We start from the raw sequence: 23,697 nt of genomic DNA, 5'->3' as shown, positions 1-23,697 counted from the left end.
AAATGCGGCCAACTAGTACTAGGCCGGCGGCCAGATCTGGCTAATATCCGCCACGCACTGCTCGAACTGCGGCTTGCCAAACAAATAGCCCTGCACCAGATGCACACCGATGTCTTGCAGGCAGGTTAGCTCTTCGCGTGTTTCCACCCCTTCGGCAATCACGCGGATACCCAGCTGGTCGCACATGCGCGCCACGCTGGCCACTATGACGCGGGCCGCCTTTTTCTGCTCGATACCCCGCACCAGCGCCATATCCAGCTTGACGATGTCGGGCTGAAACGCCGCCAGCAGGTTAAGCCCGGCGTAACCGGCGCCAAAATCGTCAATCGCCGTCATGAAACCGATACGCTGATAGGCGCTAAACACCGTGGCCAGCCAGCTGCCGTCGTCGATACGCTCGCTCTCTACCGTCTCGAAAATGATCTGCTCTACAGGAAAGCCAAACTGGCGCGCCGCCTGCAGCGTGGTGCGGATGCACACCTCGGGGCGGTAAATGGCATTGGGCAAAAAGTTGATGGAAAGCTTGCTGCGCATGCCCAGCCGCGCCGCCACCTCGATGGCTTTCACACGGCAAGCCTGGTCGAAACGGTAGCGGTTTTCATCGTTTACCTGGGCCAGCACACTCAGCGCCCCCTCGCCCGCCGGGCCACGCACCAGCGCCTCATGCGCAAAAATGCTGCCCGCACGCAGGTCGATAATGGGCTGGAATGCATAGCTGAAAGCGAAATCCAGCGCCTCCCCGTTGCGGCAATCACCGCAGGGTGGCACAGCAGGCTCGCTGTCAGCATGGATAGGGATAAGAGTCATGTCGGTACGGTATCAGCAAGCATTAAGTATGATTTATTGCCAGTATAGGGCAACTTGCTAGCAATACTGCGGCATTGTCTGGCGTAGCCAGCAGATAACGGTTCTGACTTGTTCAAATCGTGCTGCCACCCGCGCCGCCATGCCAAAACCAGCGTCGGCAAAACGGTGCGGATGACCAGCCTCGTATGCGGTAACGTCAGGGACAAAACAGACGACAATGCCCATGTGCTAACATGCCTGCAGTCGGGGCTGCAGCAGCGACTCTCCCACTTCCAACTAGCCAGCTTGGGAGCCATCCATAAGGTGGTGACCTATCCAAATGGCTACCGATGCGGTATGCGGGGGCGATTGAAATCTCTCTAACCAGGCGGTCTAGAGGGGCGGCCTGTAAGCTGCGCTTGCAGGTTTCCTCCGCGCTTTGCGCTCCGGATGTCTCTCACTGCTACTTTAGGCCCCATATGCAACCCGTCCCCCTAGATCAACTCCCCGAGTCACTTGAAACCGACAGGCTACTGGTGCGCGTGGCACGCCCAGGTGATGGCGCCATGTTCAATGCTGCAATAGTGGAATCCTGCGAGCAGCTCAAACCCTGGCTTGGCTGGGTTTACCCCCCGCCATCGTTGGCTGAATCAGAGGCTTCCTGCCGTCGCGCTTATGCGCGCTTTTTGCTCAACGAGGACCTGATGGCTTTCTTCATTGATAAGGCATCAGGCGCGCTTGTGGGCGGTAGCGGCTTGCATCATGCCGACTGGCAACTGCGCCAGTTTGAGGTGGGCTACTGGGGGCACAGCCGATTTCTCGGCAAGGGATTCATTACTGAAGGGGTGGCCGCACTAACGGAATACGCGCTGCAGCAACTGGGGGCAAACCGCGTTTTCCTGACGACCGACGAACTGAACATGGCCAGTTGGCGCCTGGCCGAGCGGGCGGGGTTTCAGCTGGAGGGAACCTTGCGTAACGACCGCCTGAACGTGCAGGGCGAGCTCAGGCATACCCGTGTGTATTCCCGCGTGCGGCCATAACTTTACGGCGTCAACCCTGCACTTTTCGGCTTGCTAGCGGCGCCTCCTTGTACCGCCTAGCCTTAGGTTCACCAACTATCCGGGATAGGTAGGCGCGATTCAGTTGCCACGCCAGTGACAAGATCAGCCCGCGCCCCCACCCGAACACCACTAGACTGACCAGTCTATTTGCACTATCATGCACCCCATGGCACGAGAACGACTGCACACCGACACCCGCGAACACATCCTGGCTACTGGCGAGGCGCTGATCCATGGCCGCAGCTTTACCGCGATGGGCCTGACCGAGCTCTTGAACGAAGCCGGGGTACCCAAGGGGTCGTTTTATCATTACTTCAAGTCGAAAGAAGACTTCGGCGTGGCCATGCTGACCCGCTATTTTGCGGTGTACCGCGAGCGTGTCGGCCTGCTGCTGGCCGATGACAGCATCGGCGATGGCCGGGCCCGGCTGCTGGCCTACTTCCGGCAATGGCTGGACCACCACGCCCGCTGCGAGGCGCACAGCTGCCTGGCGGTGAAGCTGGCGGCCGAGGTGTCCGACCTGTCCGAGCCGATGCGGCTGGCACTGCACGAAGGCATGGACGCCATCGTGCACAGGTTGGCCGCGTGCATTCGCGCTGGCCAGGCCGACGGCAGCATCAAGCCGCAGCTGCCGCCGGATGAAACCGCCTACGCGCTGTACAGCCTGTGGCTGGGCGCCGCGCTGATGCAGAAAACGCAGCATAGCCTGCTGCCGCTGCAGGCCGCGATGATCCATACCGAAGGCCAGCTGGCGCCCTGCCGCCCGGCAGCCTGATAGACACACACCGTTTGCCCACGCGCAGGCGGTTTTTTTGAAGCACAATCTAGACGACTGGTCTAATAACTTATTCTTCGGAGCTTGTGATGAACAACGCGATTGAACAGATGCAGCAACACCGCAGTATCCGCAGCTACCAGGACAAACCCGTACCGGCCGAGGTGCTGGACGCGGTACTGCGTGCCGCCTGGCACGGCCCTACCTCCATCAACGGCCAGCAGGTATCGCTGGTGGTGGTACAGGACGCCGCCCGCCGCGCGCGCATTGCCGAGATCGCCGGCGGCCAGCCGTGGATTGCGCAGGCACCGGTATTCGTTGCCGTAGTGGCCGACTTCTACAAGACCCGCCTGGGCGTGGCTGCCGCCGGTAGCGAACAGGTGATTCACGACAGCGTGGAAGGCTTTGCCGTGGCCGCTGTGGACGCCGGCATCACCATGGGCAACCTGATGACCGCCGCCCGCGCCGCCGGCCTGGGCGTGGTGCCGATTGGCGGTATCCGCCGCGACCCGGCCGCCATGATCGAGCTGCTGGGCCTGCCCGAGCTCACCTTTCCGCTGGCAGGCGTGGTGCTGGGTTACAGCGCCGACGACAGCGCCGTGAAGCCGCGCCTGCCGCTGGCCACGTTTGCCCACAGCGAGCGCTACGACGCCGCCGCCCTGCCCGGCCACATCGCCGCCTACGACCAGACCCTGCAGCAGCACTGGCAAAACCTGGGCCGCGCCGACGGCGAGCCGTGGAGCCAGAGCATTGCCCGCTATTACCAGCAAGTGTATTTCCCGCAAGTAGCCCCGGTAGCACGCGCCCAGGGCTTTGGATTCGACCGCTAAACCGCAAGCAAAGGACACCTCATGCAAGCCGATAAACTGCTGACCCCCGTGCGCCTGGGCGCCGTTACCCTGAACAACCGTGTGCTGATGGCACCGCTGACCCGCCTGCGCAACACCGAGCCGGGCGACGTGCCCACCGAGCTGGCCATCGCGTACTACCGCCAGCGCACCGGTGCCGGCCTGATCATTAACGAAGGCACCCACATCTCCCCCACCGCCAAGGGCTACGCCGGCGCGCCGGGCATCTACAGCGAAGACCAGATCCAGATGTGGCAGCGCGTGAACGACGCCGTGCACGCTGAAGGCGGCAAGATCGCCATCCAGCTGTGGCACACCGGCCGCATCTCGCATAACAGCCTGCAGCCGGGCGGCGAAGCCCCGGTGGCGCCGTCCGCCATTGCGGCCAACAGCAACACCAATATCCGTGACGAAAACGGCCAGCTGGTGCGCGCCCCGGTATCCACCCCGCGTGCGCTGGAAACCGCCGAAATCGCCGACCTGATCGAAGACTACCGCCGCGCCACTGACAACGCGCGCCGCGCCGGCTTCGACCTGGTGGAAATCCACGGCGCCCACGGCTACCTGCTGGACCAGTTCCTGTCGCCGGCGGCCAACCAGCGTACCGACCAGTACGGTGGCAGCGTGGAAAACCGCGCCCGCATTGTGCTGGAAGTGCTGGACGCGGTGATCGCCGAATGGGATGCCGACCATGTGGGCATCCGCCTGTCGCCGCTGGGCGTATTCAACGGCCTGTCGGAAACCGACCAGCAAGAGATGGCGCTGTACCTGATCGGCGAAATCGCCAAGCGCAACATCGCCTTCCTGCACCTGTCGGAGCCGGACTGGGCCGGTGGCCCGGCCTGGAGCGACGACTTCCGCCAGCGCGTGCGTGCCGTCTACCCCGGCACCATCGTGGCAGCCGGTGGCTACACGCTGGAAAAAGCCGAGAAGCTGATCGGCGCCGGCCTGATCGACGCCGTGGCCTTTGGCCGCAGCTTCATCGCCAACCCCGACCTGCCGGCACGCCTGGCCGCCGGCGCGCCGCTGAACCCGCCGCGCCCGGAAACCTTCTACGGCGGTGGCGCCGAGGGCTACACCGACTACCCGGCCCTGGGCCAGTAAGCCCCCTGCCCGTCGCTGGCTTGCCAGCAGCGGGTACACCGCGATGACATTGCCTGCGGCCAACCTTGGCCGCAGGTCATTACGAGACACACACCATGAAACACGTTCTGTTTGTACTGACCAGCCACGACCAGCTGGGCGATACCGGCCATAAAACCGGCTTCTGGGTAGAAGAGTTTGCAGCCCCCTACTACGCACTGGCCGACGCCGGCGTCGCCATCACCCTGGCTTCGCCGCAAGGCGGCCAGCCGCCGATCGACCCGAAAAGCGCCGACCCGGCGTTTGCCACCCCGGCTACCCAGCGCTTTGACGCTGACAGCGCGCTGCAAGCCCGCCTGGCCGACACCCTGCCGCTGGCCAGCGTCAACGCCGCCGACTACGACGCGGTGTTCTACCCTGGCGGCCACGGCCCGCTGTGGGACCTGGTGGACAACGCCGATTCGCTGCGCCTGATCGCCGACACCGTGGCCGCGGGCAAACCGCTGGCCGCCGTGTGCCACGCCAGCGCCGCGCTGGTAAACGCGCAAGCGGCCGACGGCACACCGCTGGTGGCCGGCAAACAGGTCACCGGTTTCAGCAATAGCGAAGAAGACGCAGTGCAGCTCACCGCCATCGTGCCGCTGCTGGTGGAAGACGCGCTGCAGGCCAAAGGCGGCCTGTACCGCAAGGGCGCCGACTGGGCACCGTTCGTGGTGGAAGACGGCCTGCTGATCACCGGCCAGAACCCGGCCTCGTCCGAAGCCGTGGCACACGCACTGCTGGCGCGCCTAAGCCACTAAAGCAAGCCAGGTAATACACAACAACAGGGTTGGCCGCGGCCAACCCTGTTTGCATTGGTACTAGCCACCAAGCGTTTGCAATGCACAATCTGTTACAAGCCCGGCCACGGGCGGCAATGGCAAGCGAACTACGCTTGGGCAGCCGCTTTTTACCTTGCCATGCAACAACTTGTAGCCAACCGACTACACCACAGCACACACCCCGATAAACCGGGCGCAGACAAATTTTGCGCGGGGGATATTGACAGCCGATGCCAGCGGCCTAGAATCACCCGAAAACAAAAACAACATTTTACAAACATAAATCAAACAAAAAACACAAGACAACAAAGGCGCCCGCGCCCAAGGAGAGCTTTATGCAAGACACTTTCATTCTCGCCCTCGACCAGGGGACAACCAGCTCGCGTGCCATCCTGTTCAACCGTAGCGGTGACATGGTGGCCAGCGCGCAGAAGGAATTCCGCCAGATCTACCCGCAAGCCGGCTGGGTGGAGCACGACCCGATGGAAATCTGGGCCGGCCAGGTGGGCGTGGCGGCCGAGGCACTGGCCCGCGCCGGCGTGCCGGGCAGCCGCATTGCCGCTATCGGCATTACCAACCAGCGTGAAACCACCGTGGTGTGGGATCGCGAAACCGGCCAGCCGGTGTACAACGCCATCGTATGGCAAGACCGCCGCACTGCGGGCTTCTGCGACGACATCCGCGCCCGCGGCCTGGCCGACACCATCCGCAACAAGACCGGCCTGCTGGTAGACGCCTACTTCTCCGGCACCAAGGTGCGCTGGATTCTGGATAACGTGCCCGGCGCCCGCGAACGCGCGCAGGCCGGCAAGCTGGCTTTCGGCACCATCGATAGCTGGCTGATCTGGCAACTGACCCACGGCGAGGTGCACGTCACCGACGTGTCCAACGCCTCGCGCACCATGCTGTACAACATCCACACCCTGCAGTGGGACGACGAGCTGCTGGATATCCTGGGCATCCCGGCCAGCATGCTGCCGCAGGTGAAAAGCTCCAGCGAGGTATACGGCCATACCCACGCCGCGCATCTGGGCGTGACCATCCCCATCGCCGGTGTGGCCGGCGACCAGCAGGCCGCGCTGTTCGGCCAGCAGTGCACCACGCCTGGCATGGTGAAAAATACCTACGGCACCGGCTGCTTCATGATGATGAACACCGGCGACAAACCGGTGCCATCGCACAACAAGCTGCTGACCACCATCGCCTGGCAAGTGGGCGACAAGGTGCAGTACGCGCTGGAAGGCAGCATCTTCATCGGCGGCTCGGTGGTGAAATGGCTGCGTGACGGCCTGGGCATCATCAAGCAGTCCAGCGACGTGGGCCCGCTGGCGGCGCAAGTGGCCGACAGCGACGGCGTGTACCTGGTACCGGCCTTTGCCGGCCTGGGCGCACCGCACTGGAACGCCGAAGCCCGCGGCACCCTGGTGGGCATGACGCAAGGCACCCACGCCGCGCACATTGCCCGCGCCGCGCTGGACAGCATCGCGTTCCAGACCATGGACGTGCTGGGCGCCATGCAGGCCGACTCCGGCATCACCATCGCCGAGCTGCGCGTGGACGGCGGCGCCAGCGTCAACAACGTGCTGATGCAGTTCCAGAGCGACATTCTGGGCACCGCCGTGGCACGCCCTAAAATCACCGAAACCACCGCCCTGGGCGCCGCCTACCTGGCCGGCCTGGCCGTCGGCTACTGGCAGAGCACCGACGACATCCAGGGCCAATGGCAGCTGGATACGCGCTTTGCCCCGCAGCAAAGCCCCGACGCCGTGGCCCGCTACGTGGCCGGCTGGCACCGCGCCACCCGCGCCGCCATTGCCTGGGCTGGCGACCAACAGTAAGCGCCCGCCAGCCTGTTTGCGGCCAACCTGAGCTTGGCCGCACGCCCCCTTAATACCGACCTGCCCGGTGCCAGCCCACGAGGTGGCACGGGTGGTCCCCCTTTTTGCAAGGAACACATCATGAACCCCTTATTCGGTGAATTCATCGGTACTGCCCTGCTGGTGCTGCTGGGCAACGGCGTGGTCGCCAACGTCATCCTCAAAAACACCAAAGGCCACAACAGCGGCCTGATCGTCATCGCCTTCGGCTGGGCGATGGCGGTGTTTGTCGGCGTGTTCAGCGTGGCTGCCATCAGCGGCGCGCACCTGAACCCTGCGGTAACCGTGGCGCTGGCGGTCGCCGGCAAGTTTGCCTGGGCCGACGCCCCGGGCTACATCCTGGCGCAGATGCTGGGCGGCATGGCCGGCGCGCTGCTGATGTGGCTGGTGTACCGCGACCACTTCGACCACACCGACTGCGCCGATACCAAGCTGGCGGTGTTCTGCACCGGCCCGGCCATCCGCAGCACCACTGGCAACCTGCTGTCGGAAGTGCTTGCCACCTTCGTACTGGTGTTTGCCATCCTCAGCATGGTGTCGCCCAAGATTTCGCTGGGCGCCATGGACGCGCTGCCGGTAGCGCTGCTGGTACTGGGCATCGGCGTGTCGCTGGGCGGCACCACCGGCTACGCCATGAGCCCGGCCCGCGACCTGGCGCCGCGCATCATGCACGCGCTGCTGCCGATCAAGGGCAAACGCGACAGCGACTGGTCGTACAGCTGGGTACCGGTAGTGGGTTCGCTGCTGGGCGCCACGCTGGCCGCTGTGGCACACGGCATCGCCTGATCGCCTACCCAGGCACCGCCTGCAAGCCGCTCGCCCGCAACGGGGAGCGGCTTTTTAACGCCCGCGACTGGCCACGCCCCCGCCACACCAGCGTGCAGCGCGACACGGGGTGCAGGCCGGGTTCCTTAGTGAGGAGCAACACAGCCGCTTGCATGCCTTGCCAGATGGGATGTTCGTTCAAATCACACATCAAACATTTTTCAAACATTTAATGTTCGTTTTGTGTTGCTTTGTGATCGTGATTTCACTATCTTCTACACTGGAATCAATCAGGCGGCCGCATGCGGCCAACGTGACGCAAAGGATAGAACGGTGGAACAGTACGACTTGCTGGTGATCGGTGGCGGCATCAACGGCGCGGGCATTGCCCGCGATGCGGCAGGGCGCGGGCTGCGCGTGCTGCTGTGCGAGAAGGACGACCTGGCGGCGCACACCTCGTCGGCCAGCACCAAGCTGATCCACGGCGGCCTGCGCTATCTGGAGTATTACGAGTTCGGCCTGGTGCGCAAGGCGCTGCAAGAGCGCGAAGTGCTGCTGGACGCCGCGCCGCACATCATGTGGCCGCTGCGCTTCGTGATGCCGCACGATGCCGCCCAGCGCCCGGCGTGGCTGATCCGCTGCGGCCTGTTCCTGTACGACCACCTGGCGCGCCGCCGCCGGCTGCCGGGTAGCGAGCGCATCCAGCTAGGCAGCCACGTGGCCGGCAAGCCGCTGCAAGCCAGCTACCGCCAGGGTTTTGTGTATTCCGACGGCTGGGTCAACGACGCGCGGCTGGTGGTGCTGAACGCCATCGACGCCGCCGAGCGCGGCGCCACCATCCTCACCCGCACCGCTTGTGTGGCCGCCAGCCGCCACGGCGACGGTTGGCAAGCCACGCTGCAAGGCGCCGACGGCAAGCAAGCCACCGTGCACGCCCGTGCCGTGGTGAACGCCGCCGGCCCCTGGGTGCAGCAGCTGCTGGGCGGCGTCATCCAGGCGCCAGCCAGCAAAGCCATCCGCTTGGTAAAAGGCAGCCACATCATCGTCAAGCGCCTGTTCGAGCACCCGTACGCCTACATCTTCCAGAACCCGGACAAGCGCATCATTTTTGCCATTCCGTACGAGCAGGACTTCACCCTGATCGGTACCACCGACGTGGAATACCACGGCGACGCCGCGCAAGTAGCCATCGACGGCGACGAAGTGGCCTACCTGTGCCGCATGAGCAACCGCTATTTCACACAGCAGATCACCCCGGCCGACGTGGTAGCCACCTACTCCGGCGTGCGCCCGCTGCTGGACGACGACGCGGCCAACGCCAGCGGCGTAACGCGCGACTACGCGCTGGAGCTGGATACCGACGGCGCGCCGCTGCTGTCGGTGTTCGGCGGCAAGATCACCACCTACCGCAAACTGGCCGAGCAGGTGGTGGACCAGCTGGCGCCGCTGCTGGGCAATACGCGGCCAACGTGGACCGCCGGCCAGGCACTGCCGGGCGGCGACCTGCCCGGTGGCGATTTCGACGCCTTCGTGGCGCGCCTGCAAGCCGACAAGCCGTGGCTGCCGGCCGCGCTGGCGCAGCGCCTGGCCCGCGCCTACGGCAGCCGCGTGCATACCCTGCTGGGTAAGGCCGTGTCGCTGGCGGACCTGGGTGAAGCCATCCAGCCCGGCCTGTACGAAGCGGAGCTGCGTTACCTGGTAGAAGAGGAATGGGCCACCTGCGCCGACGACATTCTGTGGCGGCGCAGCAAGCTGCGCCTGCACCTGCCGGCTGGTGCCGACGCGGCGGTGGAAGGCTGGCTGGCGCGCTATCGCAAGGCGTCAACAAAAGCAGAGGCACTACAGCCCGCCGCAGGCTAGATCGGCGCCAATACCGTCAAACAGCCAGGCCCGGTTTGCTCACGCATTCCGGGCCTGGCTTCGTCATGCCGGTGATCAGATCAACCTGCCACCACCAGCCGCGTCTGGCCCTTGTCCAGCACCGCCTGCAGCTCGGCGCTGACCGGCTGGTCGGTAAACAGCGCGTCCAGCTGCGACACGTGACCCAGCTCCACCAGCGCCGGGCGCTCGAATTTGGAATGGTCGGCCACCAGCCACACCTGGCGTGACTGCTGCATGATGGCCTGGCTGGTCAGCACTTCGCGGTAGTCGTAATCGCGCAGCACGCCGTCGGCCTCGATACAGGAAATGCCGATGATGCCGTAGTCCACCTTGAACTGGCGGATGAACTGCACGGTGGCTTCGCCGGTCAGGCCGCGGTCGCGCTTGCGCAGCGCGCCGCCGGCCACCAGCACCTCGCAGTCGGGGTAGTCGCACATCAGGTTGGCGATGTGGAAGTTGTTGGTGATCACGCGCAGGCCGCGGTGCTGCGACAGCGCGCGGGCCACCTCTTCGGTGGTGGTACCCAGGTTGATAAACAGCGAGGCGTTGTCGGGGATCTCGGCCGCCACGGCGCGGGCGATGCGGCGCTTTTCTTCGGCCATCAGCACCTGGCGGGCGTCGTAGGCCACGTTTTCCACGCTGGACAACACGCTGGCGCCACCGTGGTAGCGCTGCAGCAGCTGGTTATCGGCCAGCAGCGTGATGTCGCGGCGTATGGTCTGATGGGTAACCTGGAAGTGGGCGGCCATCTTTTCCACCGCAACGTAGCCTTCGCGGTTTACCCAGGCAAGCAGGTCTTTCTGGCGTTGATTGAGGATCAGCATACCGGCGTTCAGGGTGACGGGAGGGCTTCATTGTAACCGAGCACGGGCACTACCGTGGCACCCGCCCCCACGCGGCCAACCCTGCCCGATCGCACCGTGGGCACCTGGCCTGCTTTTGCGCATAATGGGTGATCCCCTTTTGCCCTGAACATTGCCATGGCCCACCCGTCCCGCATCGTTTTCATCCTGCACGGCCGCCACTGCCCGCAGGGTCTGCCGGAACACCTGCTGGCACCGCTGCGTGCCGATTTCGACGTGGACGTGCTGCTGACCAGTAGTGCCGACAGCGCCACCCGCTACGCGCGCGAAGCCGCGCTGTCCGGCGCACGCTGGGTGGTAGCCGTCGGCGGCGACGGCACCGTGCACGAGGTGGTCAACGGCCTGATGAGCGTAGCGGAAGCCGCCCGCCAGCAAGTGGCGCTGGCGGTATTGCCCACCGGCACCGGCAACGACTTCGCCCGCAGCCTGGGCAGCGGCAATAGCGTGCCGGATTTGCTGGCGCTGATGGCGGCCGGCCAGGTACACGCGCTGGACCTGATCCGCGTCACGCTGGCCGACGGCAGCGTACGCTGGTGCAACAATATCGGCAGCATCGGCATCACCAGCGATATCGTGCGCCGCGTCAAAGCCATGCCGGCGCGGCTGCCGGCCAGCCTGGCGTTTTATAGCGCCGTTTGCAGCGCGCTGTTGCGCTGGCAGCCGCAAGCCATGCGGCTGACGCTGGACGGGCTGCTGATCGATGGGCGTTTTACCTGTGTGTCGGCGGCCAACGGGCGCTTTTTCGGCAGCGGGCTGGGCATTGCCCCCGAGGCGCTGCTGGACGACGGCATGATGGAAGTGGTGCTGATCGATAACGCCGGCAGCCTGGACTTCATCCGCCTGCTACCGCAGCTGCGCCAGGCGCGCCCGCTGGCTGACCCGCGCGTACGCTACCTGCGCGGCCGCGTACTGCAAGTAGAGGGCGACGCGGCGCGTTGCCCGCTGGAGCTGGATGGCGAGCTGGCCGGCCACGCCCCGGTGCGCTTCGAGCTGGTACCAGCCGCGCTGCGCTGCCTGCGGCGCTTACCCGCCTGACAGCACCACGCCAGACACCGCCTAGGGTATAATGGCAGGTTTTTCGCGCCGGGTGAGACCGATCCCGTGTGCGTCTATGCTGAATAACCTCGACTGTTTTTCGACGGAACCATGACCAAGACACCCAAAGCGCTCGTCGTCCTGTCCGGCGGCCAGGACTCCACTACCTGCCTGTACTGGGCGCTGCGCGAATTCGGCGCGGCCAACGTAGAAGCCGTGACCTTTGATTACGGCCAGCGCCACCGCGTGGAGCTGGACTGCGCGCGCAAGATCGCCCAGCTGGCCGGCGTGCGCCAGACCGTACTACCGATCGACACCTTCGCCGCCATCGGCGGCAACGCGCTGACCGACGACAGCATCGCACCGGAAGAAGGCGCCCGCGACGACGCCGACACCGCACTACCCAATACCTTCGTGCCCGGCCGCAACCTGGTGTTCCTCAGCTTTGCTGCGGCACTGGCCTACACCCGTGGCATCGAGCACGTGGTGACCGGCGTAGCGCAAACCGATTATTCCGGCTACCCGGACTGCCGCGAAAACACCCTGAAAGCGCTGGAGCTGGCACTGCGCCTGGGCATGGACAGCCGCGTTACCCTGCACGCGCCGCTGATGTTCATGAGCAAGGCCGACACCGTGCGCCTGGCGCAGGACGTGGGCGCCATGGATGCCATGGCCTGGAGCCACACCTGCTACAACGGCGAAGTACCACCCTGCGGCCGCTGCGCGTCGTGCGAGCTGCGCGCCAAGGGCTTTGCCGAAGCCGGCGTGGCCGACCCGCTGGTCGTACGTACCGGAGGTGCCGCATGAACGCCCGCCATCATCTGCTAGGCGCCGGTTTTGAAGCCGCGCGCACCCTGCCGGGCGTGGGCGAGCACGGCCACAGCTTCCGCGTGCAGCTGCGCACCGCCGCGCTGCCGGACACCCTGCCCGCCTTGCAAAGCACGCTGCAACAAGCGGTAGCGCCGTTCCACTACGGCAATATCAGCCAGCACCTGGCCGACGCCAGCGACCTGTCGCTGGCCCGCCACCTGCTGGCCGCCTGCGGCCAACCTGGCAGCCTGCACCTGGCCAGCGCGCCGGACCGTGGCGTGCTGCTGGGCGAAGACGGCCGCGAGTACGTGTACTTCGATACCCGTTTCGAAGCCGCGCACCAGCTGCCACACGTACCGCCCGGCCACAAGTGCGGCCGCCTGCACGGCCACGGCTTTGGCGTGCGCATTGTGGCCGACGCGCGCCATGCCTCGCTGAACGACATCTTGCTACAAGCCTGGCCGCCGCTGTTTGCGCAGCTGAACCACCGCTACCTGAACGACATCCCCGGCCTGGAAAACCCCACCAGCGAGGTAATGGCAGCCTGGCTGTACCAGCAGCTGCAGCCGCGCCTGGCCGGCCTGGCCTGGGTGGAAGTGCGCGAGACGCACACCGCCGGCAGCCAGTTCGACGGCCACACCTACCGTATCTGGAAAGAGCAGCACTTTGAAAGCGCGGTGCCGTTCGACGCCGCCGGCAACTACACCGGCCACAGTTACCTGATCCGCCTGATGTTGCAAGGCAGCGTGGACCGGGTGATGGGCTGGGTGCTGGACTTTGGCGACGTAAAAGACCGCTTCAAGCCCATCTACCGCCAGCTGGACCACAACCCGCTGGACAAGCTCAGCGGCATCCGCGCAGCCGACGCCGGCAGCGTGGCCGAGTGGGTACACGGCGAACTCAAACCGCTGGTACCGGAGCTGTCGCGCATCGACCTGATGGAAACCCCGGAACAAGGCGTGTCGCTGACCTTCCGTGGCGACATGCAGTGGCCGTTGCTGTAAGGGGGTAACTATGGCGAACTACACCGTAAAAGAGATCTTCTACACGCTGCAGGGCGAAGGCCGCCAGGCCGGCCGTGCGGCGGTATTCTGCCGCTTTAGCGGCTGTAACCTGTGGAGCGGGCGCGAAGAAGACCGCAGCAAAGCCATCTGCCAGTTTTGCGATACCGACTTTGTCGGCACCGGCCCCGACGGCGGCAAGTTTGCCACCGCTGCCGAGCTGGCAGCACGCATTGCCGCCACCTGGCCCACGGGCGCCACCGGCGGCCAACCTTATGTGGTGTTTACCGGGGGCGAACCGCTGCTGCAGCTGGACGAGCCGCTGATCGACGCCTTGCACGCGCTGGGTTTCGAGGTAGCGGTAGAAACCAACGGCAGCCTGCCCGCGCCACGCGGCATCGACTGGATCTGCGTCAGCCCCAAGGCTGGCGCCGACTGGGTACAGCGCAGCGGCCACGAGCTGAAGCTGGTTTACCCGCAGCCCACGCTGCTGCCCGGCGAGCTACCGGCCGACCTGCAGTTCGACCACCTGTACCTGCAGCCAATGGACAGCCCGCTGCAACGCCAGAACACCCGTGAAGCCATCGCCTGGTGCATGGCTCACCCGGCCTGGCGGCTATCGGTGCAGACGCACAAGGTCGTCAACATCCGCTAATGCTCAACCCCGTTTGCCATACAAACGGGGTTTTGTTTTGCTGCCCGCCGTCACACACGCCACACAAAAAGACACTCGAAATTTTTTTTACCGCAGTGTGTAATGAATAGCAATGTGGGCCGACTAAAGCTGGTAACGCGATACAACACGCGTTCCAAACCCACTTTCAACACAGGAGAATCACCATGTCCGCTACGTCCAAAACCCTGCTGGTTTCTGCTCTGTCCGCTGCTATCGCCATGGCTGCCGTGAGCGCCCCGGCCGCTGCTGCCGACAAGGAAAAATGCTACGGCATCGCCATGGCCGGCAAAAACGACTGCGCCGCCAACGGCCACAGCTGTGCTGGCCAGGCCAAGATGGACAAAGACGGTGCCGAATGGAAATTCGTGGCCAAAGGCAGCTGCACCAAGATGAACGGCACGCTGGAACCGATGAAGAAGTAAGCCAGCCCAGCCGCCAAGCCTGCAGGCACACGAGTCGCACCGTGCCGGCAGGCGCTGGAACCAGACGGGGCTGCGGCCCCGTTTCCGTTTCTTACCGGGTACCCTGCCATGACTGCCCCCCTTCCCGTTTGCGCCGGCATCGGCCTGCGTCACCCCCACTACAGCCAGGTACTGGCCCAGCAGCCGGCACTGGGCTGGATAGAGCTGCACAGCGAAAACTTCTTTGACGGCGGCCAGCCGCTGGCCATGCTGCAACAGTTGGCCGCACGCTACCCGTTATCGCTGCACGGCGTCGGCCTGGGCCTGGGCGCAGCAGCCCGCCCCGACGCCACCCACCTGGCTGCGCTACGGCGCTTGCTGGACGCGGTACCCGCCGCCGCAGTATCCGAGCACCTGTCGTTCAACCACGACGCCAGCCAACGCTTTGCCAACGACCTGCTGCCCATTCCCTACACCCGCGCCATGCTGGACCTGGTGGCGGCCAACGTGGCCGAGGCGCAGGACGCGCTGCGCCGGCCGCTGCTGATAGAAAACCTGTCCAGCTACCTGGCCTACCCCGGCAACGACATGCACGAGGGCGAGTTTCTGGCCGAGCTGGTGGCGCGCACCGGCTGCGGCCTGCTGCTGGACGTGAACAATCTGTACGTGAACCAGCAAAACCTGGGCACCGATGTAGACGCCTTCCTGGCTGCACTGCCGCCGCACGCGATTGGCGAAATCCACCTGGCCGGCTACACCGAGCGCACATTTGACGACGGCAGCACGCTACTGGTGGATACCCACAGCCGCCCGGTATACCCGGCGGTGTGGCAGCTGTACCGGCAGGTAATCGCCCGCTTCGGCGCGCGGCCAACCCTGATCGAATGGGACATCGACATCCCGCCGCTGGACACGCTGCTGGCCGAAGCCGCTACCGCACAGGCCATACTCGACCAGCACACGGAGGCCGCCGCATGAACGAAACCGCCTGGCAACACGCGCTGCTGGACGCCATCACCACGCCGCAGTGGCAGCCCGACCCGCGCTTTCCCGCCGCCGCGCTGGCGGTGTACCGCAATAACTACCGCGTCGGCCTGATGGAGATGCTGGCGCTGGTGTACCCGATCTGCCGCCAGCTATTGGGTGAGGAGTTTTTCGAGGCACTAAGCCGCGCATACGTGAAAGCCACACCGTCGGATAGCGGCAACCTGCACCGCTACGGCGGCAGCTTTGCCGGCTTTGTCGCCACCTTCGAACATACGGCGTCCATCGGCTACTTGCCGGACGTGGCACGGCTGGAGTGGGCACTGCACCGCGGCTACTACGCACCGGACGCCACGCCGCTGGCCATCGCCACGCTGGCCGCCATCCCGCAGCCGCAATGGGGCAGTCTGAGCTTTGCCTGCCACCCGGCCTGCGCCGTACTGGACAGCCCGTGGCCGCTGGCCGACATCCACGCCCACCACCAGCCGGCCACCGCCGGCTGTGCGGTGGACATGGCCACCGCGCAGCCGCTGCTGCTGTGGCGCAATGGCGATGGCCTGATGCAGCTGCACACGCTGGCACCCGGCCAGGCGGCCTTCTGCCAGGCGCTGCTGCGCGGTGCCACGCTGGACGATGCCAGTGCGGCAGGGTTGGCCGCCGCGCCAGACTTCGACCTGCAAGCCGCGCTGCTGCTGGTACTGCAGCACGGCGTACTGTCCACCATCAAGGAGCCATCATGAACGCCATCACCACCCTGCTGCGCCGCAGCCAGCCCGTCACCGCCGCGCTGGATGGCTGGCTGCAACCCGTCGCCCTGCTGGCCATGCGTTTGTATCTGGCACGGGTGTTTTTCCTGTCCGGGCTTACCAAAATCCAGGATTGGGACACCACGGTCTTTTTGTTTACCGAGGAATACCGCGTGCCGCTACTGTCGCCAGCGGTGGCGGCGGCGCTGGGCACGGCTGGCGAGTTGCTGCTGCCGCTCCTGCTACTGCTGGGCCTGGCCGGGCGTTTTGCGGCGCTGGGGCTGTTTGTGCTCAATATCATGGCCGTGGTCAGCTACTGGCACGCGCTGGAAGGCAGCGCGCTGGAGTTTCACCTGCAGTGGGGGCTGATGTTGCTGCTATTGCTGGCTAGCGGCCCCGGCAAGCTGGCACTGGACGGGCTGATCAAACGCCGGTTTGCCTGATGGCGTGGCATAATCGCGGGCAGTCATCCATCACCCTGCCACCGATATCATGAGCGTCAGCCCTACCCTGGTTCTGCAAGCCCCGCATCTCGATTCTGCCCGCGTCACCGAGCTGGCCATTCTGGCCGGTAGCGAGCCGGTGACACCTGTCGATGGCATCGCCCGTCTGGCTGCGGCCAACCCAGCGCGCCGCGAGCTGGTGCTGGAACGCGCCAGCCGCCTGGGCGTGGACGCCAACTACGTAGACAGCAGCCGCCGCTTTGCCGACTTCGGGCTGATTGTGTCCGATATGGATTCCACGCTGATCACCATCGAGTGCATCGACGAGATCGCCGACATGCAGGGCCTGAAGCCACAAGTCGCCGCCATCACCGCCCGCTCCATGCGCGGCGAGCTGGACTTCTCGCAATCGCTGCGCGAACGCGTGGCGCTGCTGGCCGGGCTGCCTGAGGCCGCGCTGGCCCGCGTATACGAAGAGCGCCTGCAGCTGATGGCCGGCGCCCGCGAGCTGCTGGCCGCCTGCCGCGAGCACGGCGTGAAATTCATGCTGGTATCCGGTGGCTTTACCTACTTTACCGAGCGCCTGAAAGCCGAGCTGGGGCTGGATTACACCTACGCCAACCAGCTGGAGATAGTGGACGGCAAACTTACCGGCCGTGTGGTGGGCGATATTGTGGACGCTGAAGCCAAGCGCCGCCTGCTGATCGAAAAACGCAGCGAGCTGGGTCTGGCGCCGGAACAAGTCATCGCCATGGGCGACGGTGCCAACGACCTGTTGATGCTGGCCGAAGCCGGCGTAGGCGTGGCCACCCACGCCAAGCCGGTAGTGAAAGCCCAGGCGCAATACAGCCTGAATGTCAGCGGGCTGGACGGCATCCGCAAACTGTTCCTGTAAACCATGTCCATGCCCCTGCTGCTACCGCTGGACACTGTCAGCTTTGATGCCGAGCTGCCGTTGGCCTACCAGCCCCAGGCCGATGCGCAAGCCATGGCGCAGGCACTGCTTGGCACACGGCTGGCCCTGTCCATCCTGGCCAGCCCGGCAGACAGCAGCGAACAGGCTGGCACCTTGCAGCGCCTGGAAGCCAAGCTGGATCTGGCGCTGGAGCTGGCACTACAGCAACGCTACCCGCAGGCTGGCGCCCCCACACCTTGTCGCATCGGGCTGGAAAGCCTGTGCTGGCTGCACCCGGCCCCGCTAGACATAGGCAGTAGCGGCATCATCTCGCTGCAGCCGCGTATGCCTTCCGCGCTCACCTTGCAGCTGCCGATTACGGTCTTGCAATGCCAGCCAGCAGGCCAGGGGTACGCCGTTCACGCCAGCTGGGGTACGCAGCTGGCAGAGACCCAGGCCGACTGGGAGCGCTGGGTATTCCGCCGCCACCGTCAGGCCATAGGACGCAAGGCATGACGCCACCCACCCTGCAACAGGCAGAACAAAGCGCCCTGCGCATGAGCCGGCTGCTGCCCGTGCTATCGGCGCTGTTTTTGCTGCTGCTGTGGTCGGTGGTGGTAGAAACCCTCAGCGAACGGGCTAGCTTTGCCAGCCAGCGCATCCATACCGAACAGCACAGCTGGCTGAACCAGGCAGTACGCGGTATCGACACCCGCCTGCAAGCCTTGCGTGAAGACATGCTGCTCTATCGCCAGCCTGGCGACGGGCTGGCCCGCCAGACCAGCGGCCTGTACCCGCTGGAGAGCGGCCGCCTGTGGCTGGTAGACAATCAGGAGCAGCAACAGCTACACGGCGAGCTCCTCACACTCGACACTGCGGCACAGGACAGCGTGCGCCAGCTGCTGGAGCAACACCCGGTAGACGGCAAACTGTTGCTGCTGGATGCCAGCACCCCGCGCGAGCCAGAGCGCCTGCAGATTGTGGTACCGCAGTGCGACCAGGGCGGCTGCCAGGCGGCACTGACCGGCTACGTGCGCTTTAGCGAGCTACTCGATAGCGACCTGCTGGCCGATGACCCCCATATCCTGCTGACCGATAGCAGCAATAATGCCCTGCTAACCCACGGCAACGGCCCGCAAAAACTGGAAAGCTATCTGGACAGCAAACTATTGCATACCAGCCAGGCCCAGGCCGAGCTGGCCAGCGTGCCTTTGCGCCTGAGCGTACACCTGCCGCCGCAGCGCTACGCCGAACCCTTTGTGCTGTTTGCCCTGTACCTGACCGGGGCCGCCACGCTGATGAGCGGTACCCTGGTGATCATTCTGCTCAGGGTTGGCCGCAGGCTGGGGTTCATCCTGCAGCGCAGCGAAGAGGTCAACCAGGCCACCCACCTGCTGACACTCACCAATAACAGCCTGCGCGACCGCTTGCGCAAGCTCATCGAAGAACAGCGCGACCAGCAGACCCTGATCGACACCGTACAGGTAGGCGTGCTGCTGATCGATGCCGAACACAAGATCGTGATTACGGCCAACGAAGCCGCCAGCCGCTTGCTGGGCTACACCCGCCAGGCGCTGTACCGCCGCACGCTGGAGAGCCTGTTTACCTCGCCGGATCAATACCGCCAGCTGCTGGCCCTGCTGCAAGAACAGCAGCAGCTGAGCGAGCGCGAGGTAGAGCTCAATACGCGGCATGGCGAACGGCTGTGGAGCGTACTGTCCATGCGCGCCCTGCTGTTCCGCGAGCGCAGCGCCTATGTGCTCAGTTTTGTCGACATTACCGACCGCCTGCTGCACGCCCAGCGGCTGGAAGAAGAAAAACAGGCAACCGAACGGGCACTGTCGCAGCTGCAATCCACCCAGCACGAGCTGTACCAGCGCGCCACCTGTGATGACCTGACCGGCATTGCCAACCGCCGGCACTTTCTGTCCGGTGCCGGCAAGGCACTGGATCTGGCACGGCTGGACAACCAGCCCTATAGCGTAGCGGTACTGGATATCGACCATTTCAAATCCATCAACGATAACTACGGCCATGCCAGCGGCGATGTGGCCTTGCAGCGCATGACGCAATTCATCACCGCCGCACTGCCTGCAGAGGCACTGTTTGGCCGTATGGGGGGCGAAGAGTTTGCCATTACCCTGCCAGGCTACGGCCTGAACGAAGCCCACGCCCTGATAGACAACATCCGCCAGGGCTTGGCCGCACAAGCCCTTGGCATCGACAGCCACCAGCTGCACATCACCTTTTCCGCCGGTGTGGCCGAGCGCAAGCGCCATAGCAACCAGCTGTCGGAGCTGCTGAAAATAGCCGACCACGCCATGTACCAGGCCAAGCACAACGGCCGCAACCGCGTGGAAAGCGCCTTCCCTACGCTGGATAGCCCGCACTGACTACCGCATGAAAAAAGCCACCTTGCGGTGGCTTTTTGCTTTGGTGCTGCACCTGCGCTAGGCCAGTGCGGCCAACAGCTTGGCATGAATGCCGCCAAAGCCGCCGTTGCTCATTACCAGTACCTGGTCGCCGGTGCGGGCTTCGGCCACGATGGCCGCCACCAGCGCATCAATATCGTCAAAGCAATGCGCCTTGTCACCCAGCGGTGCCAGCGCCTCGTCCACGCGCCAGCCCAGGTTGGCCGCACCGTAGCAGAACACCACGTCGGCGTCTTGCAGCGAACCGGGCAGCGCCGCCTTCATGGTGCCCAGCTTCATGGTATTGGAGCGCGGCTCCAGTACCGCCAGAATGCGCGTGCTGCGGCCAACCTTGTGGCGCAGGCCGGCTACCGTGGTGGTAATGGCGGTGGGGTGATGGGCAAAGTCGTCGTATACGGTAATGCCACGCACGGTGCCTTTTACTTCCATGCGGCGCTTCACACTCTGAAAGCGCGACAGGGCGTCGATGGCCACGGCCGGCGTCACGCCCACATGGCGCGCGGCGGCAATAGCGGCTACCGCGTTAAGGCGGTTGTGCTCGCCCGGAACATCCCACACCACGCGGCCTTGCAGCTGGCCATCCAGCAGCACATCAAAGCTGCCGTCGGCGTCGGCCACACCGGCTTGCCAGCCGTTGTCGGTGCCAAAGGTTTCCACCGGCGTCCAGCAACCACGCTCAAGCACGCGCTGCAGGCTGGCTTCACGGCCATTGGCCACTACCAGGCCTTCACCCGGTACGGTACGCACCAGGTGGTGAAACTGGGTTTCAATAGCGGCCAGGTCGGCAAAGATGTCGGCGTGGTCGTATTCCAGGTTATTCAGCACGGCGGTGCGCGGGCGGTAGTGTACAAACTTGCTGCGCTTATCGAAGAAGGCGGTGTCGTACTCGTCAGCCTCGATCACGAAGAACGGGCTCTGGCTGGCCGCATCTTGCGCCGGGGTACCCGGCAGGCGGGCAGAAATGCCGAAGTTTTGCGGAATGCCGCCAATCAAAAAGCCAGGCGCCAGGCCAGCATCCTGCAGGATCCACGCCAGCATCGAGCTAGTAGTGGTCTTGCCGTGGGTACCGGCGACCGCCAGCACCCATTTATCGTGCAGCACGTTCTCGGCCAGCCACTGCGGGCCGGAGATATACGGCAGGCCGCGGTTGAGGATGGCTTCCATCAGCGGCTTGCCGCGCGTCACCACATTGCCCACCACAAACACGTCGGCACCGATATCGGCCTGCTCGGCGCCAAAGCCCTGCAGCAACTCGATGCCCATGGCCTCCAGCTGGGTGCTCATCGGCGGGTAGACGTTGGCGTCGCAGCCGGTCACCTTGTGGCCGGCGGCTTTGGCGATGGCGGCAATACCACCCATGAAGGTGCCGCAAATACCGAGAATGTGGATATGCATGATGTGCTGCAGACAGAAATCGGGAAAGGCAGAAGCATACCGCAAAGCCGCCGTGGCTTGGTGGCCACGGCGGCATTTACGCGCTGAATCAGAAGAACAGCCAGGTTTGCAGCACGAATAGCGGCAGCAGGAATACGATGGACCACAGCATGTAGCCAAAGAAGCTCGGCATCTTGATGCCGCGCTGCTCGGCGATGGCCTTCACCATGAAGTTGGGCGCGTTACCGATATAGGTATTGGCACCCATGAACACGGCACCCATCGAAATAGCCAGCAGGGTCTGCGACAGCGGGCCCATCAGCGTGGCGGCATCGCCGGAGGCCAGGTTGAAGAACACCAGATAGGTTGGCGCGTTATCCAGGAAGCTGGACAGGATACCGGTCATCCAGAAGTACATCGCGTTCAGCGGCGCCCCATCCGGGCCGGACACCACGCCCACCAGCGGCGCCAGCGCGCCGGCCTGGCCTGCCTGCAGCACGGCGATCACCGGGCCGATGGTGATGAAGATGCCGGCAAACAGCTTGGCCACTTCCAGGATCGGGTCCCAGTTGAACTCGTTACCGGCACGTACCTGATGCGGGGTGATCTTCAGCGAGATGGCGGCTATCAGCAGCAGCAGGCCGTCGCGCACCAGGTTCTGCAGCGCTACCGGGGTACCCAGCACGTCAAAGCTGATGCCCGGCTTCCAGAAGCCCGACAACAATACCGCAGCAATAATCGCCAGCAGCAGCGGGATATTGCGCAGGCCGTACAGCTTGATCGGCGCGTCCGGCGTCTTGTCGCGCGGCAGCACGCCTTCTTTGCGGAAGTAGTAACTATCTACCGCGTAAAACACCGCCAGCAGCACCAGTACCGACAGCAGCACTGGCAGCGCCATGGCCGACACGGTCCAGAAGAAGTCCACGCCCTTCAGGAAGCCCAGGAACAGCGGCGGGTCACCCAGCGGCGTCAGCCCCCCGCCGATGTTGGCCACCAGGAAGATGAAGAACACCACCACGTGCACATTGTGCTGGCGGTTATCGTTGGCCTTGATCAGCGGGCGGATCAGCAGCATGGCGGCACCGGTAGTGCCCATCAGCGATGCCAGCACCGTGCCCAGCGCCAACAGGCCGGTATTCAGCGCCGGCGAGCCGTGCAGATTGCCCCACACCAGAATGCCGCCGGACACCGTATACAGCGCAAACAGCAACACCACGAAAGGAATGAACTCGGCCATCAGCGCATGCACCACCAGCCCGGCACTGGTGCCAAGCCCGAAGGTCGCCGTAAAGGGCAGCAGGAACAGCAGCGTCCAGGCTGCAGTAATCTTGCCGAAATGATGGTGCCAGAAACCGGGGGCAAAAATGGGAAACAAGGCAATCGACAGCAGGATGCCGGCAAACGGCAGGCCCCAGGCCAGCGATAGCGTGGCGCCATCGAGGCTGGCGGCCTGGGCCAGGCCGGGTAGCAGGCCCAGCAGCAATGCAGAGGTAAAACGGGTCATCAGGGCTCCTTGTGCTGGCGGCGTCACAACCGCTCTTTTTTGTAACAGAATGTTTTGTGACCGCAGTTTAAACGATAAATTCCGGAATCGGTTTGCCACAAAAGCAAAAATCGTTATCCCGGCAGCAGGCCGCAGACGCAAAAAAGCCCTTCAGCATAGCAGAAGGGCTGGCGATGACCGCGGCCATCACGCCACGGGCGGGTAGCGCTTAGCGCGTCCCTTTCTGGATGAATTCGATCTTGTAGCCGTCCGGGTCTTCCACGAAGGCGATCACGGTGGTGCCGTGCTTCATCGGGCCGGCTTCGCGTACCACCTTGCCGCCCTTGGCGCGCACGGCGTCACAGGCGGCGTAGGCGTCGGCTACTTCCACCGCCAGGTGGCCAAAAGCGTTGCCCTGCTCGTAGCTGTCGGTGTCCCAGTTATGGGTCAGCTCGATCACGCTATTGCTGTCTTCGTCGCCGTAACCGACAAAGGCCAGCGTGAAGCGGCCTTCCGGGTAGTCGTGACGGCGCAGCAGGGTCATGCCCAGCACTTCGGTGTAAAAGGCGATGGAACGGTCGAGCTGGCCGACACGGATCATGGTATGCAGCAGGCGCATGGTGTTCTCCGGCAATAAGGTTGGCCGCATGGCGG

Annotated in this window: 24 protein-coding genes and 1 pseudogene; 20 read left to right on the top strand and 5 right to left on the bottom strand. The window is 64.5% G+C overall.

Annotated elements, in window-relative coordinates:
* Positions 1-18: 18 nt before the first annotated feature.
* On the bottom strand, positions 19-807 hold the full coding sequence (locus tag LCH97_RS17590) for an EAL domain-containing protein (RefSeq protein WP_227302768.1): 789 nt from the start codon (positions 805-807) through the stop codon (positions 19-21).
* A 545-nt stretch (positions 808-1,352) separates the two neighbouring features.
* Here LCH97_RS17590 and LCH97_RS17585 point away from each other — a divergent pair.
* From LCH97_RS17585 to glpD, 8 genes are all read left to right on the top strand, one after another.
* The gene (locus tag LCH97_RS17585; protein WP_255619248.1) at positions 1,353-1,829 is read left to right on the top strand and encodes a GNAT family N-acetyltransferase; all 477 of its coding nucleotides are present in this window, start codon (positions 1,353-1,355) and stop codon (positions 1,827-1,829) included.
* A gap of 187 nt (positions 1,830-2,016) precedes the next feature.
* Entirely contained in the window at positions 2,017-2,625 is a 609-nt protein-coding gene (locus LCH97_RS17580; RefSeq protein ID WP_227302766.1) for a TetR/AcrR family transcriptional regulator, read from the top strand.
* A gap of 89 nt (positions 2,626-2,714) precedes the next feature.
* Positions 2,715-3,455 (top strand): NADPH-dependent oxidoreductase, encoded by a 741-nt coding sequence (locus tag LCH97_RS17575; RefSeq protein WP_227302765.1) that lies wholly within the window; start codon positions 2,715-2,717, stop codon positions 3,453-3,455.
* Positions 3,456-3,476: 21 nt separating this feature from the next.
* A complete protein-coding gene (locus LCH97_RS17570; RefSeq protein ID WP_227302764.1) occupies positions 3,477-4,577 on the top strand; it encodes an alkene reductase in 1,101 nt (366 codons plus the stop codon).
* Positions 4,578-4,672: 95 nt separating this feature from the next.
* Positions 4,673-5,356: a type 1 glutamine amidotransferase domain-containing protein gene (locus tag LCH97_RS17565; protein WP_227302763.1), complete on the top strand. Its 684-nt coding sequence runs from the start codon at positions 4,673-4,675 to the stop codon at positions 5,354-5,356.
* A gap of 356 nt (positions 5,357-5,712) precedes the next feature.
* Positions 5,713-7,215 carry a glycerol kinase GlpK gene (gene glpK / locus LCH97_RS17560; RefSeq protein WP_227302762.1) on the top strand — a complete coding sequence of 501 codons (1,503 nt, stop codon included), beginning with the start codon at positions 5,713-5,715 and terminating at the stop codon, positions 7,213-7,215.
* 120 nt (positions 7,216-7,335) lie between these two features.
* Entirely contained in the window at positions 7,336-8,040 is a 705-nt protein-coding gene (locus tag LCH97_RS17555; protein WP_017507211.1) for an MIP/aquaporin family protein, read from the top strand.
* A gap of 312 nt (positions 8,041-8,352) precedes the next feature.
* Complete coding sequence (glpD, locus tag LCH97_RS17550; protein ID WP_227302761.1) at positions 8,353-9,879, top strand: glycerol-3-phosphate dehydrogenase; 1,527 nt, start codon at positions 8,353-8,355, stop codon at positions 9,877-9,879.
* An 80-nt stretch (positions 9,880-9,959) separates the two neighbouring features.
* Here the strand turns inward: glpD and LCH97_RS17545 are convergent, their stop codons facing one another.
* Positions 9,960-10,721 carry a DeoR/GlpR family DNA-binding transcription regulator gene (locus LCH97_RS17545; RefSeq protein ID WP_206210935.1) on the bottom strand — a complete coding sequence of 254 codons (762 nt, stop codon included), beginning with the start codon at positions 10,719-10,721 and terminating at the stop codon, positions 9,960-9,962.
* Between the two features lie 159 nt (positions 10,722-10,880).
* Between LCH97_RS17545 and LCH97_RS17540 the strand changes: the two genes are divergently transcribed.
* From LCH97_RS17540 to LCH97_RS17485, 12 genes and pseudogenes are all read left to right on the top strand, one after another.
* The gene (locus LCH97_RS17540) at positions 10,881-11,798 is read left to right on the top strand and encodes a diacylglycerol kinase family protein (RefSeq protein ID WP_227302760.1); all 918 of its coding nucleotides are present in this window, start codon (positions 10,881-10,883) and stop codon (positions 11,796-11,798) included.
* A 111-nt stretch (positions 11,799-11,909) separates the two neighbouring features.
* Positions 11,910-12,605, top strand: a complete 696-nt coding sequence (queC, locus tag LCH97_RS17535) for a 7-cyano-7-deazaguanine synthase QueC (RefSeq protein ID WP_227302759.1) — start codon at positions 11,910-11,912, stop codon at positions 12,603-12,605.
* A 311-nt stretch (positions 12,606-12,916) separates the two neighbouring features.
* A pseudogene (locus LCH97_RS18815) lies at positions 12,917-13,243 on the top strand (6-pyruvoyl tetrahydropterin synthase family protein); the annotation flags it as partial.
* 96 nt (positions 13,244-13,339) lie between these two features.
* On the top strand, positions 13,340-13,612 hold the full coding sequence (locus LCH97_RS18810) for a 6-carboxytetrahydropterin synthase (RefSeq protein ID WP_304956733.1): 273 nt from the start codon (positions 13,340-13,342) through the stop codon (positions 13,610-13,612).
* A 10-nt stretch (positions 13,613-13,622) separates the two neighbouring features.
* Positions 13,623-14,264: a 7-carboxy-7-deazaguanine synthase gene (gene queE, locus LCH97_RS17520; RefSeq protein WP_227302758.1), complete on the top strand. Its 642-nt coding sequence runs from the start codon at positions 13,623-13,625 to the stop codon at positions 14,262-14,264.
* Positions 14,265-14,449: 185 nt separating this feature from the next.
* Positions 14,450-14,707 carry a DUF2282 domain-containing protein gene (locus LCH97_RS17515; RefSeq protein WP_370630710.1) on the top strand — a complete coding sequence of 86 codons (258 nt, stop codon included), beginning with the start codon at positions 14,450-14,452 and terminating at the stop codon, positions 14,705-14,707.
* A gap of 108 nt (positions 14,708-14,815) precedes the next feature.
* The gene (locus LCH97_RS17510; RefSeq protein ID WP_227302757.1) at positions 14,816-15,664 is read left to right on the top strand and encodes a DUF692 domain-containing protein; all 849 of its coding nucleotides are present in this window, start codon (positions 14,816-14,818) and stop codon (positions 15,662-15,664) included.
* Positions 15,661-16,410, top strand: coding sequence for a DUF2063 domain-containing protein (locus LCH97_RS17505; RefSeq protein WP_227302756.1), 750 nt, complete (start codon positions 15,661-15,663; stop codon positions 16,408-16,410). The genes LCH97_RS17510 and LCH97_RS17505 overlap by 4 nt, the downstream gene beginning before the upstream one ends.
* Positions 16,407-16,859, top strand: a complete 453-nt coding sequence (locus tag LCH97_RS17500) for a DoxX family protein (protein ID WP_227302755.1) — start codon at positions 16,407-16,409, stop codon at positions 16,857-16,859. The genes LCH97_RS17505 and LCH97_RS17500 overlap by 4 nt, the downstream gene beginning before the upstream one ends.
* A gap of 49 nt (positions 16,860-16,908) precedes the next feature.
* A complete protein-coding gene (gene serB, locus LCH97_RS17495) occupies positions 16,909-17,754 on the top strand; it encodes a phosphoserine phosphatase SerB (RefSeq protein WP_227302754.1) in 846 nt (281 codons plus the stop codon).
* 3 nt (positions 17,755-17,757) lie between these two features.
* Complete coding sequence (locus LCH97_RS17490) at positions 17,758-18,270, top strand: hypothetical protein (RefSeq protein WP_227302753.1); 513 nt, start codon at positions 17,758-17,760, stop codon at positions 18,268-18,270.
* The gene (locus LCH97_RS17485) at positions 18,267-20,147 is read left to right on the top strand and encodes a sensor domain-containing diguanylate cyclase (protein WP_227302752.1); all 1,881 of its coding nucleotides are present in this window, start codon (positions 18,267-18,269) and stop codon (positions 20,145-20,147) included. Before LCH97_RS17490 ends, LCH97_RS17485 begins: the two co-directional genes overlap by 4 nt.
* Before the next feature lie 57 nt (positions 20,148-20,204).
* Here LCH97_RS17485 and mpl read toward each other — a convergent pair whose 3' ends face one another.
* The 3 genes from mpl to gloA form a co-directional block, all read right to left on the bottom strand.
* Positions 20,205-21,584, bottom strand: a complete 1,380-nt coding sequence (gene mpl, locus LCH97_RS17480) for a UDP-N-acetylmuramate:L-alanyl-gamma-D-glutamyl-meso-diaminopimelate ligase (protein WP_227305421.1) — start codon at positions 21,582-21,584, stop codon at positions 20,205-20,207.
* Between the two features lie 85 nt (positions 21,585-21,669).
* Positions 21,670-23,064: a sodium:proton antiporter gene (locus LCH97_RS17475; protein ID WP_227302751.1), complete on the bottom strand. Its 1,395-nt coding sequence runs from the start codon at positions 23,062-23,064 to the stop codon at positions 21,670-21,672.
* A 208-nt stretch (positions 23,065-23,272) separates the two neighbouring features.
* Positions 23,273-23,662: a lactoylglutathione lyase gene (gloA, locus tag LCH97_RS17470; RefSeq protein WP_017507195.1), complete on the bottom strand. Its 390-nt coding sequence runs from the start codon at positions 23,660-23,662 to the stop codon at positions 23,273-23,275.
* Positions 23,663-23,697: the final 35 nt, after the last annotated feature.

The organism is Vogesella sp. XCS3, from assembly GCF_020616155.1.
Classification (GTDB): domain Bacteria; phylum Pseudomonadota; class Gammaproteobacteria; order Burkholderiales; family Chromobacteriaceae; genus Vogesella.
Note: the sequence above shows the minus strand (reverse complement) of the source record. Positions and strands in the feature narration are given on the sequence as shown.

Excerpts from the sequence above, each read along its gene's own strand:
- LCH97_RS17565 (WP_227302763.1), top strand. The coding sequence starts at position 4,673 with ATGAAACACGTTCTGTTTGTACTGACCAGCCACGACCAGCTGGGCGAT.
- glpK (WP_227302762.1), top strand. The coding sequence starts at position 5,713 with ATGCAAGACACTTTCATTCTCGCCCTCGACCAGGGGACAACCAGCTCG.
- LCH97_RS17490 (WP_227302753.1), top strand. The coding sequence starts at position 17,758 with ATGTCCATGCCCCTGCTGCTACCGCTGGACACTGTCAGCTTTGATGCC.
- LCH97_RS17485 (WP_227302752.1), top strand. The coding sequence starts at position 18,267 with ATGACGCCACCCACCCTGCAACAGGCAGAACAAAGCGCCCTGCGCATG.
- LCH97_RS17575 (WP_227302765.1), top strand. The coding sequence starts at position 2,715 with ATGAACAACGCGATTGAACAGATGCAGCAACACCGCAGTATCCGCAGC.
- LCH97_RS17505 (WP_227302756.1), top strand. The coding sequence starts at position 15,661 with ATGAACGAAACCGCCTGGCAACACGCGCTGCTGGACGCCATCACCACG.
- queE (WP_227302758.1), top strand. The coding sequence starts at position 13,623 with ATGGCGAACTACACCGTAAAAGAGATCTTCTACACGCTGCAGGGCGAA.
- serB (WP_227302754.1), top strand. The coding sequence starts at position 16,909 with ATGAGCGTCAGCCCTACCCTGGTTCTGCAAGCCCCGCATCTCGATTCT.
- LCH97_RS17555 (WP_017507211.1), top strand. The coding sequence starts at position 7,336 with ATGAACCCCTTATTCGGTGAATTCATCGGTACTGCCCTGCTGGTGCTG.
- LCH97_RS17515 (WP_370630710.1), top strand. The coding sequence starts at position 14,450 with ATGTCCGCTACGTCCAAAACCCTGCTGGTTTCTGCTCTGTCCGCTGCT.
- LCH97_RS17510 (WP_227302757.1), top strand. The coding sequence starts at position 14,816 with ATGACTGCCCCCCTTCCCGTTTGCGCCGGCATCGGCCTGCGTCACCCC.
- LCH97_RS18810 (WP_304956733.1), top strand. The coding sequence starts at position 13,340 with ATGTTGCAAGGCAGCGTGGACCGGGTGATGGGCTGGGTGCTGGACTTT.
- LCH97_RS17585 (WP_255619248.1), top strand. The coding sequence starts at position 1,353 with ATGTTCAATGCTGCAATAGTGGAATCCTGCGAGCAGCTCAAACCCTGG.
- LCH97_RS17570 (WP_227302764.1), top strand. The coding sequence starts at position 3,477 with ATGCAAGCCGATAAACTGCTGACCCCCGTGCGCCTGGGCGCCGTTACC.
- gloA (WP_017507195.1), bottom strand. The coding sequence starts at position 23,662 with ATGCGCCTGCTGCATACCATGATCCGTGTCGGCCAGCTCGACCGTTCC.
- LCH97_RS17540 (WP_227302760.1), top strand. The coding sequence starts at position 10,881 with ATGGCCCACCCGTCCCGCATCGTTTTCATCCTGCACGGCCGCCACTGC.
- LCH97_RS17500 (WP_227302755.1), top strand. The coding sequence starts at position 16,407 with ATGAACGCCATCACCACCCTGCTGCGCCGCAGCCAGCCCGTCACCGCC.
- LCH97_RS17475 (WP_227302751.1), bottom strand. The coding sequence starts at position 23,064 with ATGACCCGTTTTACCTCTGCATTGCTGCTGGGCCTGCTACCCGGCCTG.
- queC (WP_227302759.1), top strand. The coding sequence starts at position 11,910 with ATGACCAAGACACCCAAAGCGCTCGTCGTCCTGTCCGGCGGCCAGGAC.
- LCH97_RS17580 (WP_227302766.1), top strand. The coding sequence starts at position 2,017 with ATGGCACGAGAACGACTGCACACCGACACCCGCGAACACATCCTGGCT.
- LCH97_RS17590 (WP_227302768.1), bottom strand. The coding sequence starts at position 807 with ATGACTCTTATCCCTATCCATGCTGACAGCGAGCCTGCTGTGCCACCC.